This window comes from Salmonella sp. 32100201201700099SM (assembly GCF_017572645.1).
Taxonomy (GTDB): Bacteria; Pseudomonadota; Gammaproteobacteria; order Enterobacterales; family Enterobacteriaceae; genus Salmonella; species Salmonella enterica.
Window position 1 is genome coordinate 1 of sequence record NZ_JAGERQ010000006.1, and the last position, 13,671, is coordinate 13,671.

The window sequence follows — 13,671 nt, forward strand, 5'->3', positions numbered from 1 at the left end:
GGTGCTGATGGCGAAGCTGCTGAACCTGTGCAGTAAGAACAAAATCAACCCGCTGATAGGTTCAGCCGGGGTGTCGGCAGTGCCGATGGCGGCACGCGTATCGAACAAAGTGGGGCTGGAGTCGGACGCGCAGAACTTCCTGCTGATGCACGCGATGGGGCCGAACGTGGCGGGGGTGATTGGCTCGGCCATTGCGGCGGGCGTGATGCTGAAGTACGTGCTGGCGATGTAATCCAATCTAATCGGGAGCAGTGATTCTGCTCCCGCAAAATGAGGACACAGTAATGAGTGAAATGGTTGCGTTTCGGCAAGGTACATCCATGCCATCCAGAGAAACCATCTTGCATTATGTTGTTGAGACGGTGAGTCAGATAACTGAGCTTGAGCCAGCGCTGCATTTGCTGCCGTGGTCTGGCGTCAACTCAGCAATATATGAGCAACGTTTTGCACAGTGTTACGACGAGGGGCTTTGTGCCGCACAGACGTCGGCACCGAATATTCCGCAGGGGATTCTGCCATCGACCGATTGGGCTCAGGGTATCGGGTTACTCTGTTTTGCCGCAGGGTATATGAGCGCAGGCGAGCGGCCATTAACACACAATCAGTTATGCGATTTCGTCAAACAGGCGGCTGTTGGTTTATCGCCGATTGAGGGGGAGGCGGCGAGCGGTTTCTCGACGGTACGTAGTATTGCATTACCCGTATTCAGGCGATTGCAACGCGATGGTCACGCGTCTCGGGTCCTGCTGTTACAAACGTTGCTGCATCTGGTCGCCTGGAAAAGCGCATCGCAGTATGCGCGTCAACAGGCGCAACGACTGCTCTGGATGGGCGGCATTCTGGGGGAAGGGGGCGAGTCTGGCTTATTGGCACTCGATAAGGCGCTGCGTGAAGAGGCCGTCGGGGAGAAAAGTCTCCCCGCTCTGCTGATCTTCACGAGTTTCCTGGCGCATTTTCCGGCAGGGCCAGTCTTTATTGACTAGCCGTCGAACGACGCAGGCAAAAGCTGCGTCGTTTTAGTTCGACGCCGGGTATTCCTGCACCGTCACCTGGAACGTGAGCTGCTTATCATCCCGCATTACCACGACCGGAATGACGGAGCCCGGGCGGATTTCCGCCACCTGATCCATCGTCTCCAGCGCGGACACGGCGGGTTTATTATTGACCGAAATAATCAAATCATTAACCTGAATACCGGCAAGCGCGGCGGGGCCGTTTGGCGTTACTTCATTAACGACAATGCCCTGAATCGGGTCCATGCCGCTACCCTGCTGCGCGTGCAGCGGCGCGATTTCTCGTCCGCCAATACCGATATAGCCGCGAATCACGCGACCGTCGCGGATAAGCTTATCCATAATTTTCGTGGCTAGCTGGAAGGGAATCGCAAAACCAAGGCCTTCCGGCGTTTCGCCATCGTTACTCTTATCAAAAGAGAGGGTGTTGATCCCCATCAGTTCGCCTAACGAGTTGACCAGCGCGCCGCCGGAATTACCGTGGTTAATCGAGGCGTCGGTCTGGAGAAAATTCTGTCGCCCCGTCGGGTTCAGGCCGATACGACCCGTTGCGCTGATGATCCCCTGGGTGATGGTCTGTCCCAGATTATATGGGTTGCCGATAGCCAGTACGACGTCGCCAATATGCGGTGTACGCTTTGTATTAATCGGGATGGTAGGCAGCCCGCCAGTGGCGTTGATCTTCAGCACCGCCAGGTCGGTAAGCGAATCGGAGCCAACCAGTAGCGCTTCAAAGACGCGGCCATCCTGTAGCGCGACGATAATCTGATCGGCATCGTTAATCACGTGCTTGTTGGTAATAATATAACCGCGTTGATCCATGATCACGCCGGAACCCAGCGTGCGGATCTCCAGTTGATTATGCGCGGTACTGTTCATACTGCGGTTATAGACATTGACGACGGCAGGCGCGGCGCGGCGAACCGCAAAATTATAACTGGCTGGCGTCTCATCGGTACTGTCGAATTGCGGGACGGCGATAGGATTAATTTTGCGCAAAGAAGGCATGACGGCCAACAGAATAGCGCCGACAATTAAACCTATTGCGACCGAACGTAAGAGCTTCACAAACATGATGGAGGCGTCGTTAAAAAAGGGAACGGCAGCAGCATACCATGAGTTAACCGGACATCACATCGCAGGCTGATGCCCGGTTTAAGACAGGATTAGCGCAGCAATAGATAAATGTTCTCGTTGCCGCGTACTACCTGAAGAGCAATGATGGACGGTTTTGCCGCCATCACTTTGCGCATTTCGGCGATAGAACTGATGCGATCGCGATTAACGCCGATGATAACATCATCTTTTTGCAAACCGGCCTGCGCGGCAGGACTGCTTTTTTCGACGCTATCAACCTTAACGCCTTTCGTCCCGTCTTTCAGCTGGCCGTCGCTCAACGTCGCGCCTTGCAACGCCGGGGCGATCATTTCGGCGCTGGCGGAAGAAGAGGTATTGGAATCCAGCGTGACTTCCACCTCCAGCGGCTTACCATCGCGCAGCAGGCCCAGCTTCACTTTCGTGCCCGGTTCGGTGGTGGCGATACGTGAACGCAGTTCGGCAAAGCTATTCAGCGGCTTACCGTTAAGACTGATAATCACGTCTCCGGATTTCACCCCGGCCTTCGCCGAACCTGAATTGGGTAAAACCTCGCTGACAAAAGCGCCACGCTGAACGTTCAGTTTGAATGCCTTAGCGATATCAGCGGTCATTTCAGTGCCTTTAATTCCCAGCAATCCGCGTTTGATTTCGCCGAACTGAATCAACTGCTGCGCCAGCGTCTGCGCCATATTGGAAGGAATAGCAAAGCCAATGCCGATGCTCCCGCCCCCTGGCGCGAGGATTGCGGTATTAATCCCGATCAGCTCGCCGTTCAGGTTAAGCAGCGCGCCGCCGGAGTTGCCGCGGTTAATAGAGGCATCGGTTTGAATAAAGTTCTCAAGCCCTTCCAGATTAAGCCCGCTGCGTCCCAGCGCTGAAATAATCCCGGAGGTGGCGGTTTGTCCAAGGCCAAACGGATTACCAACCGCCACGGCGAAATCGCCGACGCGGAGTTTGTCGGAATCGGCGATGGCAATTTGCGTTAACTTGCTGGGATTCTGAATTTGTAACAGAGCGATATCGCTCTGGTCGTCGCCGCCGATCAGCTTCGCGTCGAATTCGCGTCCGTCATTCAGTTGAATGCTGATCTTCTGTGCCTGATTAATCACATGATTATTGGTTAATACATAGCCTTTCGCGGCATCGATAATCACCCCCGAACCGAGTCCTTCAAACGGCTGGGACGGCTGGTCTGGCAGATCCTCGCCAAAGAATTTTTTAAACTCCTCCGGCACTTTTTGGCTCTGGGTGGCGGTTCCCTCGACTTTTACGCTGACGACAGCAGGCAGCACTTTCTCCAGCATAGGGGCAAGGCTTGGCAGCGTCGCCTGGCCTGGCACCTGGCCTGGTATCGATGCAAGGGCTGGAAACGGTGCCGAAAGAGTTAATCCGACACTTAACGCTAATGCACTTAACAGCTGGGTGTGTTTTTTCATGGATGCTGCTCTCGTACCTTGAATGAACGGATAGACAATTCAAAACAGATTGATGTTATTGAATTTTCAGCCTGGTAACAATGATAATAGCTGGGACAGGAAAGATAGAGAGAGGGCGCAAGCGATGCGCCCGATAAATTTCTTAACGGCGTGCGATTAATCGCGCTTTGCGCCGCTACGTAACAGGCCAGACGCGCCTTCAGAATAATCACGTGGCATTTGTACTGGCGCCTGATCGTTGCTCGCCTCAGACTCCGCCAGACGGCTACGGAACGGATTCGACTCCGCAGACATTTCCGGCAGCAGGCTGCTGGAGCTTTTCGCCATATGCTGATACAGCTGGCGGTAATCATGCGCCATGGTATCCAGCAGTTCCGCGCTGCGGGCAAAGTGGCTAACCAGCTCTTCACGGTACTCTTCCAGCTCAGCTTTGTTTTTTTCCAGTTCGTACTGCAATGCCTGCTGTTGACGTAACTTACGATTACCAAAACGCATGGCCACGGCACCAATGATGATACCGACGACTAATCCAATTAGCGCATATTCCCAGGTCATGAACATCTCCCGTTGTCTTATGTTTCCGTAGGGTGTTGGCTCCAGGCTCCATGCCCGCGCCTGATTATGCCACTATAACCGCTAATTTCGTAGAAGTGGAATCCCGACAGCATATCGCGTAGTGTAGAACGGCCTTTTTTTCGTCAACCGTGAACGACGGCACATCGATTTTCAAGGAATAACAATAACATTATGCAAAGTCTTTCCCCTACATCGCGTTATCTCCAGGCACTCAACGAAGGCACCCATCAGCCTGACGACGTACAGAAAGAGGCGGTCGACCGTCTGGAAACCCTTTATCAGGCGCTCACCGCGAAAAAATCGTCGGCTACGCCACCCGGCGGTCTGATAGCGCGACTGGGGAAATTATTAGGCAAAAACGAACCGGACGCGCAAATACCGGTTCGCGGGCTGTATATGTGGGGGGGCGTGGGGCGCGGCAAAACCTGGCTCATGGATCTCTTCTACCACAGCCTGCCGGGTGAGCGAAAATTGCGCCTGCATTTTCATCGGTTTATGCTGCGCGTGCATGAAGAGCTTACCGCGCTACAGGGACAGATCGATCCGTTAGACATTATTGCCGATCGGTTTAAAACCGAGACGGACGTACTGTGTTTCGATGAGTTTTTCGTCACCGATATTACCGACGCCATGCTGCTGGGCGGTTTAATGAAAGCGCTGTTTGCACGCGGCATTACGCTGGTCGCGACCTCCAATATTCCGCCGGAGGAACTCTACCGCAACGGTTTGCAACGCGCCCGCTTCCTGCCGGCTATCGATGCCATTAAACAGCACTGCGACATTATGAATGTGGACGCCGGCGTCGATTACCGGCTGCGGACGCTGACGCAGGCCCATTTATGGCTAACGCCGCTTAATGATGAAACCCGGCGGCAAATGGATAAACTGTGGCTGGCGTTAGCGGGGGCCGCGCGCGAGCACGCTCCGACGCTGGAAATCAATCATCGTCCTTTATCCACCCTGGGCGTTGAAAACCAAACGCTAGCGGTCTCTTTCGCTACGCTGTGCGTCGAGGCCCGCAGCCAGCATGATTACATTGCGCTCTCAAGGTTATTTCACACGGTTCTGCTGTTTGACGTGCCGGTCATGACGCCGCTGATGGAGAACGAAGCGCGCCGCTTTATTGCGCTGGTGGATGAGTTTTACGAGCGCCACGTTAAGCTGGTGGTCAGCGCCGCCGCGCCGTTATATGAGATTTATCAGGGGGAGCGACTCAAGTTTGAATTTCAGCGCTGTCTGTCGCGCCTGCAAGAGATGCAGAGTGCGGAGTACCTCAAGCGGGAGCATATGCCGTAAGCCGGACAAGCGCAGCGTCCCGGCATTGTGCGGTATTATATCTGTGCAACCTCCCCGACCGAGGGTGAACCAGGCCTGAACAAAACCCGCGGCAAATCGCAAAAAGGGGTCGATCTTTGACCTGGACTTCTCTATAATCCTGCGACCCCACGTTACAAGAGAGTTTTTTCCCAAACTTTCTCTGTGCCGGCCAAACATATCCGAGGGGGTAGGTTTACCGGACTTTGTCGTGTGAACCTCAACTATTTAAACGTTTGGGTGTTCACCAACGTGTAACTTATTTATTTGGGTAAGCTTTTAATGAAAACTTTTACAGCTAAACCAGAAACCGTAAAACGCGACTGGTATGTTGTTGACGCGACCGGTAAAACTCTGGGCCGTCTGGCTACTGAACTGGCTCGTCGCCTGCGCGGTAAGCACAAAGCGGAATACACTCCGCACGTAGATACCGGTGATTACATCATCGTTCTGAACGCTGACAAAGTTGCTGTAACCGGCAACAAGCGTACTGACAAAGTGTACTATCACCACACCGGCCACATCGGTGGTATCAAACAAGCGACCTTTGAAGAGATGATTGCCCGCCGTCCTGAGCGTGTGATTGAAATCGCGGTTAAAGGCATGCTGCCAAAAGGCCCGCTGGGTCGTGCTATGTTCCGTAAACTGAAAGTTTACGCGGGCAACGAGCACAACCACGCGGCACAGCAACCGCAAGTTCTTGACATCTAATCGGGATTATAGGCAATGGCTGAAAATCAATACTACGGCACTGGTCGCCGCAAAAGTTCCGCAGCTCGCGTGTTCATCAAACCGGGCAACGGTAAAATCGTTATCAACCAACGTTCTCTGGAACAGTACTTCGGTCGTGAAACTGCCCGCATGGTAGTTCGTCAGCCGCTGGAACTGGTCGACATGGTTGAGAAACTGGATCTGTACATCACTGTTAAAGGTGGTGGTATCTCTGGTCAGGCTGGTGCGATCCGTCACGGTATCACCCGCGCTCTGATGGAGTACGACGAGTCCCTGCGTGGCGAACTGCGTAAAGCTGGCTTCGTTACTCGTGACGCTCGTCAGGTTGAACGTAAGAAAGTCGGCCTGCGTAAAGCACGTCGTCGTCCACAGTTCTCCAAACGTTAATGGGTTTCTGCTTCGGCAGACAACTGTTAGCGAAAAAACCCGCTTCGGCGGGTTTTTTTATGGGCAATGCATTTCTGTCACGATGAAATGCGGATTGTTGTCTCTTTTTCCCCATTTCCAGAATCGACTCACCACAAAGGTCACAAAATCTGGTAAACTATCATCCAATTTTCTGCCCAAATAGCGGGGAATGTTCATTTTTTGTCTCGTTTCTGAGCAATGATGGCTTTTTTCGCCCTGGGTGACATAACATCTGGCTGGTCACATTGTGGCTGGTAGCAGTAAAAATTCTGAATATACCTGGAGGTTTTCATGGCTGTCGCTGCCAACAAACGTTCGGTAATGACGCTGTTTTCTGGTCCTACTGACATCTATAGCCATCAGGTCCGCATTGTGTTGGCTGAAAAGGGTGTTAGTTTTGAGATCGAACATGTGGAAAAGGACAATCCACCTCAGGATCTGATTGACCTCAACCCGAATCAAAGCGTTCCGACACTGGTGGATCGTGAGCTGACCCTGTGGGAATCTCGCATCATTATGGAATATCTGGATGAGCGTTTCCCTCATCCGCCGCTGATGCCGGTTTATCCGGTCGCGCGCGGTGAAAGCCGTCTGTACATGCACCGTATTGAAAAAGACTGGTATACGCTGATGAACGTCATCGTAAACGGGTCTGCTTCCGAGGCCGACTCTGCGCGTAAACAACTGCGTGAAGAGCTGCTGGCGATTGCGCCGGTATTTGGTCAGAAACCGTATTTCCTGAGCGACGAATTCAGCCTGGTTGATTGCTACCTGGCGCCTCTCCTGTGGCGTTTACCGCAGTTGGGTATCGAATTCAGCGGCGCAGGGGCGAAAGAGCTGAAAGGCTATATGACCCGCGTCTTTGAACGTGATTCTTTCCTGGCTTCTTTAACCGAAGCTGAACGTGAAATGCGCCTCGGTCGGGGTTAACCTGTATGGATTTGTCACAGTTGACGCCGCGTCGTCCCTATCTGTTGCGTGCTTTCTACGAGTGGTTGCTGGATAACCAGTTGACCCCGCATCTGGTGGTGGATGTGATGCTGCCTGGCGTGCATGTCCCTATGGAATATGCGCGTGATGGGCAAATCGTCCTCAATATTGCGCCGCGGGCGGTAGGTAATCTGGAGCTGTCTAATGATGAAGTGCGTTTTAATGCGCGCTTCGGCGGCGTTCCCCGTCAGGTTTCTGTGCCTTTGGCTGCGGTGCTGGCGATTTACGCCCGTGAAAACGGCGCAGGCACCATGTTTGAGCCTGAAGCCGCCTATGATGAAGACGTTGTCAGCTTAAATGATGATGACAATACCGCAGGCGCGGAAAGCGAGACCGTGATGTCCGTCATTGATGGCGATAAGCCCGACCACGATGACGACAGTAGTCCTGATGACGAGCCGCCTCCGCCGCGTGGCGGACGTCCGGCGCTACGCGTAGTAAAATAATCAACAGGCCCTGAAGGGCCTGTTTTGTTTGGTCTCCTCGCGGGTTCTCCCTGCTTTTGAAGCTGTGTTACGATAAGCTTGCTATTATTTGCCACCGACCACTCATGAATGGACGTTATGAACGCATTTGATTCGCAAGCAGAAGATTCACCGACATCCCTCGGGCGTAGTTTGCGCCGCCGCCCGCTGGCGCGTAAAAAACTGTCTGAAATGGTTGAGGAAGAGCTGGAGCAGATGATCCGCCGTCATGAGTTTGGCGAGGGAGAACAGCTACCGTCTGAACGTGAATTAATGGCCTTCTTCAATGTGGGACGTCCCTCCGTGCGTGAAGCGTTAGCTGCGCTGAAGCGTAAAGGTCTGGTGCAAATCAATAACGGCGAACGCGCCCGCGTCTCGCGCCCCTCTGCTGATACCATCATCAGCGAACTGTCGGGTATGGCGAAAGATTTTCTTACTCATCCTGGCGGCATCGCTCACTTTGAACAGCTACGGCTTTTCTTTGAATCCAGCCTGGTACGCTATGCGGCGGAACATGCCACCGACGAGCAGATCGCGTTGTTAACGAAAGCGCTGGAAATTAATAGCCAGTCGCTGGATGACAACGCGCTGTTTATTCGTTCGGATGTCGAGTTTCACCGGGTGCTGGCTGAAATTCCCGGCAATCCGATCTTTATGGCTATTCATGTTGCTCTGCTGGACTGGCTAATCGCTGCTCGCCCAAGCGTTCCCGATCGTGAGCTGCATGAACATAATAACGTGAGTTATCAACAGCATATTGTGATTGTTGATGCCATTCGCCAGCGAGATCCCGATAAAGCGGATCGCGCTCTGCAAACCCACCTCAATAGCGTTTCCGCTACCTGGCACGCGCTCGGTAAAAAAAGTCAAAAAATGCGGTAGCGATCGCACCTCCGATCCCGGTTTAGTGAAGCAGATCGCACTATAAGCGTTCTGTATTATTTGCTGCTTATTTGATCTGGTATAACAGGTATAAAGGTAGGTAGTTAATATATTCATCATCCGTAGAGGTAGGTATGGCAAAAGCATTGCAAGGCGTAATGGCGGCGTTGTTGACCCCATTTGATCATCAGCAGCAACTGGATAGCGAAAGCCTGCGCCGTCTGGTGCGTTTTAACATCGGGCAGGGTATCGACGGGCTGTACGTTGGCGGTTCCACCGGGGAAGCATTCGTACAGAGCCTTGCTGAAAGAGAGCAGGTACTGGAGATTGTCGCCGAAGAGGCGAAGGGAAAAATCACGTTGATCGCCCATGTCGGGACAGTAAGCACCGCAGAAAGCCAGCAGCTTGCCAGCGCCGCAAAGCGTTACGGTTTTGATGCGGTCTCTGCGGTGACGCCTTTTTATTACCCTTTCAGTTTTGAAGAGCACTGTGACCATTATCGGGCAATCATTGATTCCGCAGATGGATTGCCGATGGTGGTATACAACATTCCGGCGTTAAGCGGCGTAAAACTTACCCTCGATCAGATCAATACGCTGGTGACATTACCGGGCGTGAACGCGCTGAAGCAAACCTCCGGCGATCTCTTCCAGATGGAGCAGATCCGCCGCGCGCATCCGGATCTGGTGCTGTACAACGGTTATGACGAAATCTTCGCTTCCGGTCTGCTGGCGGGCGCGGACGGCGGTATCGGCAGCACATACAACATTATGGGTTGGCGTTATCAGGGGATTGTTCAGGCATTGCGTGAGGGCGATGTGGCGAAAGCGCAGCGTCTGCAAACCGAGTGCAATAAGGTTATTGATTTACTGATTAAAACCGGCGTATTCCGCGGCCTGAAAACGGTCCTGCATTATATGGACGTGGTATCGGTGCCGCTATGTCGTAAACCGTTTGCGCCTGTTGATGAAAAATATCTGCCGGCGCTCAAGGCGCTGGCTCAACAACTGATGGAAGAAAAGGCGTAACAGCATAATGCCGGGGGCGCTACGCTTGCCCGGCCTACAACAGTGCGAACAGTAGGCCGGATAAGGCGGAGCCGCCATTCGGCATAACGACAACAAAAATCGTCGGGAGAGTAAAATGAGTACTTCTACCCAGAACATCCCGTGGTATCGCCATCTCAACCGGGCGCAGTGGCGGGCATTTTCCGCTGCCTGGCTGGGATATCTGCTTGATGGTTTTGATTTTGTGTTGATTGCTCTTGTACTGACTGAGGTACAAAGCGAATTTGGGCTGACGACGGTACAGGCGGCAAGCCTGATTTCTGCGGCTTTTATCTCTCGCTGGTTCGGCGGGTTATTACTGGGCGCGATGGGCGATCGCTATGGGCGTCGTCTGGCGATGGTCAGCAGCATCATTCTGTTTTCGGTGGGAACCCTGGCCTGCGGGTTTGCGCCCGGTTACACCACCATGTTCATCGCCCGACTGGTGATTGGTATGGGCATGGCGGGTGAATATGGTTCCAGCGCGACCTATGTGATTGAAAGCTGGCCAAAACATTTACGCAATAAGGCCAGTGGTTTTCTGATTTCCGGCTTCTCCGTCGGCGCGGTCGTTGCCGCGCAGGTGTACAGCCTGGTGGTGCCTGTCTGGGGCTGGCGCGCGCTGTTTTTCATTGGCATTTTGCCAATTATCTTCGCCCTCTGGCTGCGGAAAAACATTCCGGAAGCGGAAGACTGGAAAGAAAAACACGCGGGTAAAGCGCCGGTACGCACGATGGTCGACATTCTTTATCGGGGCGAACATCGCATCATCAACATGTTAATGACTTTCGCCGCCGCCGCTGCGCTGTGGTTCTGTTTTGCCGGTAACCTACAAAATGCTGCGATTGTGGCGGGGCTGGGACTACTGTGCGCGGTTATCTTTATCAGCTTTATGGTGCAGAGCAGCGGTAAACGCTGGCCCACTGGCGTCATGCTGATGCTGGTGGTACTGTTTGCTTTCCTCTATTCCTGGCCGATTCAGGCGCTATTACCCACTTATCTGAAAACCGAGCTGGCCTACGATCCGCATACGGTGGCGAATGTCCTGTTCTTTAGCGGATTTGGCGCGGCGGTTGGTTGCTGCGTAGGCGGTTTTCTTGGCGACTGGCTGGGAACGCGTAAAGCATATGTCTGTAGCCTGCTGGCCTCGCAAATCCTCATTATTCCGGTCTTTGCGATTGGCGGCACAAACGTCTGGGTTCTGGGTCTGCTACTGTTTTTCCAACAGATGTTGGGGCAGGGGATTGCCGGGATTCTACCGAAACTGATCGGCGGTTACTTCGATACCGATCAGCGCGCGGCGGGGCTGGGCTTTACTTATAACGTCGGCGCGCTCGGCGGCGCGCTGGCGCCGATCCTGGGAGCGCTGATCGCTCAACGTCTGGATCTGGGCACTGCGCTGGCATCGCTCTCTTTCAGCCTGACGTTTGTCGTGATCCTGCTTATTGGGCTTGATATGCCGTCTCGCGTACAGCGTTGGCTACGTCCGGAAGCGTTACGCACCCACGATGCTATTGACGACAAACCGTTCAGCGGAGCCGTACCGCTTGGCAGTGGTAAAGGTGCCTTTGTAAAAACGAAAAGTTAATCCGCTTGCCCGGTTTTCAACCGGGCAATATTTGTAAGGGAGTAGTATGTCGTTACTTGAACAACTGGATAAAAATATTGCCGCTTCTGGCGGCCTGATTGTCTCCTGCCAGCCCGTTCCGGGCAGTCCGCTGGATAAGCCGGAGATTGTAGCGGCAATGGCGTTGGCAGCGGAACAGGCGGGCGCGGTTGCGGTGCGTATTGAAGGCATAGACAACCTGCGCGTGGCTCGCTCGCTCGTTTCGGTACCCATTATCGGCATTATCAAACGCGATCTGGACGACTCTCCAGTGCGCATTACCCCTTTTCTCGACGATGTAGATGCGCTGGCGCAGGCTGGCGCAGCTATTATCGCCGTTGATGGAACCGCTCGGCAACGGCCGGTAGCCGTTGAGGCGTTGTTGGCGCGCATTCATCACCACCATCTACTGGCGATGGCCGACTGCTCATCCGTGGACGATGGTCTCGCCTGCCAACGGTTGGGCGCGGACATTATCGGCACGACAATGTCCGGCTACACCACCCCCGATACGCCGGAGGAACCCGATCTGCCCTTAGTCAAAGCGTTGCATGACGCCGGATGCCGGGTAATAGCCGAAGGGCGCTATAACTCGCCAACACTGGCGGCGGAGGCGATCCGCTATGGCGCATGGGCGGTGACGGTAGGGTCCGCCATTACCCGTCTGGAACATATCTGTGGATGGTATAACGACGCATTAAAAAAGGCGGCGTCATGACTACGTTAGCAATCGATATTGGCGGTACTAAACTTGCCGCCGCGCTCATCGACAACAACTTGCGCATTAGCCAGCGTCGCGAGCTACCGACCCCCGCGAGCAAAACGCCGGATGCGTTACGTGAAGCATTAAAGGCGCTGGTTGAACCACTACGAGCAGAGGCGCGTCAGGTAGCGATAGCTTCTACCGGGATCATTCAGGAAGGGATGCTGCTGGCGCTAAACCCCCATAATCTGGGCGGCTTGCTACACTTTCCGTTAGTACAAACACTGGAAGCGATCGCTGGCCTGCCGACGCTGGCGGTGAACGACGCGCAGGCGGCGGCCTGGGCGGAGTATCACGCGCTCCCTGATGATATCCGCGATATGGTATTTATCACCGTTTCAACCGGCGTTGGCGGCGGCGTTGTCTGCGACGGCAAGCTCCTTACCGGAAAAGGCGGTCTGGCCGGGCACCTGGGACACACCCTGGCGGACCCACACGGGCCCGTATGCGGCTGTGGACGCGTTGGTTGTGTAGAGGCCATCGCCTCCGGACGAGGGATGGCCGCGGCGGCGCGGGACGATCTGGCGGGATGCGACGCCAAAACCCTATTTATTCGCGCTGGCGAAGGTCATCAGCAGGCGCGACATCTGGTAAGCCAATCCGCGCAGGTAATAGCGCGGATGATCGCCGATGTGAAAGCGACTACCGACTGCCAGTGTGTGGTCATTGGCGGCAGCGTAGGGTTAGCTGAGGGATACCTGGAGCAGGTTCGCGCGTTTTTGATGCAAGAGCCTGCGCCTTATCACGTGGCGCTGAGCGCCGCTCGCTATCGGCATGACGCAGGATTATTAGGCGCTGCGTTGTTAGCTCAAGGAGACACATTATGATGATGGGGGAAGTACAGTCGTTGCCTTCTTGCGGGTTGCATCCGCGACTGCTGGATGCCTTGACTCTCGCGCTGGCGGCAAGGCCGCAGGAGAAAGCGCCGGGGCGCTATGAATTGCAGGGCGACAATGTCTTTATGAATGTAATGCAGTTAACGACGCAAATGCCGGCCGAGAAGAAAGCGGAATTGCATGAACAATACATTGATATTCAGCTACTACTAACCGGCGTCGAGCGTATTGCGTTTGGGATGTCCGGTGCCGCTCGCCAGTGCGAGGGGATGCACGTTGAAGAGGATTACCAGCTTTGTAGTCAAATTGCCGACGAGCAGACTATTACGCTGCAAGCGGGGATGTTTGCTGTGTTTATGCCAGGAGAACCGCATAAACCGGGATGTGCAGTGGGTGAGCCGGATGACATCAAGAAAGTGGTAGTGAAAGTACGCGCCAGTCTGCTGGCGGCCTGAATCTCTTGCCGGAGCAGTCTTCCGAACGCAGCCCCTTACGGGCTGCGTGGTG

General features: G+C 54.2%; 16 protein-coding genes. 13 read left to right on the top strand and 3 right to left on the bottom strand.

Features of this window, described 5'->3' with window-relative positions:
* Nucleotides 1-232, top strand: a 232-nt coding sequence (locus J4685_RS11025; RefSeq protein ID WP_139654397.1) for a sodium ion-translocating decarboxylase subunit beta, incomplete at its 5' end; no start/stop codon positions are given.
* A gap of 19 nt (nt 233-251) precedes the next feature.
* Nucleotides 252-983: a triphosphoribosyl-dephospho-CoA synthase gene (locus J4685_RS11030; RefSeq protein WP_000602028.1), complete on the top strand. Its 732-nt coding sequence runs from the start codon at nt 252-254 to the stop codon at nt 981-983.
* A gap of 33 nt (nt 984-1,016) precedes the next feature.
* Here the strand turns inward: J4685_RS11030 and degS are convergent, their stop codons facing one another.
* The 3 genes from degS to zapG form a co-directional block, all read right to left on the bottom strand.
* Complete coding sequence (gene degS, locus J4685_RS11035) at nt 1,017-2,087, bottom strand: outer membrane-stress sensor serine endopeptidase DegS (protein WP_000497705.1); 1,071 nt, start codon at nt 2,085-2,087, stop codon at nt 1,017-1,019.
* Between the two features lie 92 nt (nt 2,088-2,179).
* A complete protein-coding gene (gene degQ, locus J4685_RS11040; RefSeq protein WP_000716695.1) occupies nt 2,180-3,547 on the bottom strand; it encodes a serine endoprotease DegQ in 1,368 nt (455 codons plus the stop codon).
* Nucleotides 3,548-3,703: 156 nt separating this feature from the next.
* The gene (gene zapG / locus J4685_RS11045) at nt 3,704-4,102 is read right to left on the bottom strand and encodes a Z-ring associated protein ZapG (protein ID WP_016505674.1); all 399 of its coding nucleotides are present in this window, start codon (nt 4,100-4,102) and stop codon (nt 3,704-3,706) included.
* Nucleotides 4,103-4,294: 192 nt separating this feature from the next.
* Here zapG and zapE point away from each other — a divergent pair, with 192 nt between their 5' ends.
* The 11 genes from zapE (at nt 4,295) to nanQ (ending at nt 13,619) form a co-directional block, all read left to right on the top strand.
* Nucleotides 4,295-5,419, top strand: coding sequence for a cell division protein ZapE (zapE, locus tag J4685_RS11050; protein ID WP_001191225.1), 1,125 nt, complete (start codon nt 4,295-4,297; stop codon nt 5,417-5,419).
* Nucleotides 5,420-5,719: 300 nt separating this feature from the next.
* A complete protein-coding gene (gene rplM / locus J4685_RS11055) occupies nt 5,720-6,148 on the top strand; it encodes a 50S ribosomal protein L13 (protein WP_000847559.1) in 429 nt (142 codons plus the stop codon).
* 15 nt (nt 6,149-6,163) lie between these two features.
* Complete coding sequence (gene rpsI, locus J4685_RS11060) at nt 6,164-6,556, top strand: 30S ribosomal protein S9 (protein ID WP_000829815.1); 393 nt, start codon at nt 6,164-6,166, stop codon at nt 6,554-6,556.
* Nucleotides 6,557-6,868: 312 nt separating this feature from the next.
* Nucleotides 6,869-7,507, top strand: a complete 639-nt coding sequence (sspA, locus tag J4685_RS11065) for a stringent starvation protein SspA (RefSeq protein ID WP_000257298.1) — start codon at nt 6,869-6,871, stop codon at nt 7,505-7,507.
* A 5-nt stretch (nt 7,508-7,512) separates the two neighbouring features.
* Nucleotides 7,513-8,013: a ClpXP protease specificity-enhancing factor gene (gene sspB, locus J4685_RS11070; RefSeq protein WP_000366112.1), complete on the top strand. Its 501-nt coding sequence runs from the start codon at nt 7,513-7,515 to the stop codon at nt 8,011-8,013.
* A 108-nt stretch (nt 8,014-8,121) separates the two neighbouring features.
* A complete protein-coding gene (nanR, locus tag J4685_RS11075) occupies nt 8,122-8,913 on the top strand; it encodes a transcriptional regulator NanR (protein ID WP_000382926.1) in 792 nt (263 codons plus the stop codon).
* 134 nt (nt 8,914-9,047) lie between these two features.
* The gene (nanA, locus tag J4685_RS11080) at nt 9,048-9,941 is read left to right on the top strand and encodes an N-acetylneuraminate lyase (RefSeq protein ID WP_001029662.1); all 894 of its coding nucleotides are present in this window, start codon (nt 9,048-9,050) and stop codon (nt 9,939-9,941) included.
* Between the two features lie 115 nt (nt 9,942-10,056).
* Nucleotides 10,057-11,547: a sialic acid transporter NanT gene (gene nanT, locus J4685_RS11085; protein ID WP_000108076.1), complete on the top strand. Its 1,491-nt coding sequence runs from the start codon at nt 10,057-10,059 to the stop codon at nt 11,545-11,547.
* A 46-nt stretch (nt 11,548-11,593) separates the two neighbouring features.
* Entirely contained in the window at nt 11,594-12,283 is a 690-nt protein-coding gene (locus J4685_RS11090; protein ID WP_011233189.1) for an N-acetylmannosamine-6-phosphate 2-epimerase, read from the top strand.
* Nucleotides 12,280-13,155 (top strand): N-acetylmannosamine kinase, encoded by an 876-nt coding sequence (gene nanK, locus J4685_RS11095; protein WP_000208976.1) that lies wholly within the window; start codon nt 12,280-12,282, stop codon nt 13,153-13,155. The genes J4685_RS11090 and nanK overlap by 4 nt, the downstream gene beginning before the upstream one ends.
* Nucleotides 13,152-13,619 (top strand): N-acetylneuraminate anomerase, encoded by a 468-nt coding sequence (gene nanQ, locus J4685_RS11100; protein ID WP_000979907.1) that lies wholly within the window; start codon nt 13,152-13,154, stop codon nt 13,617-13,619. Before nanK ends, nanQ begins: the two co-directional genes overlap by 4 nt.
* Nucleotides 13,620-13,671 lie beyond the last annotated feature (52 nt).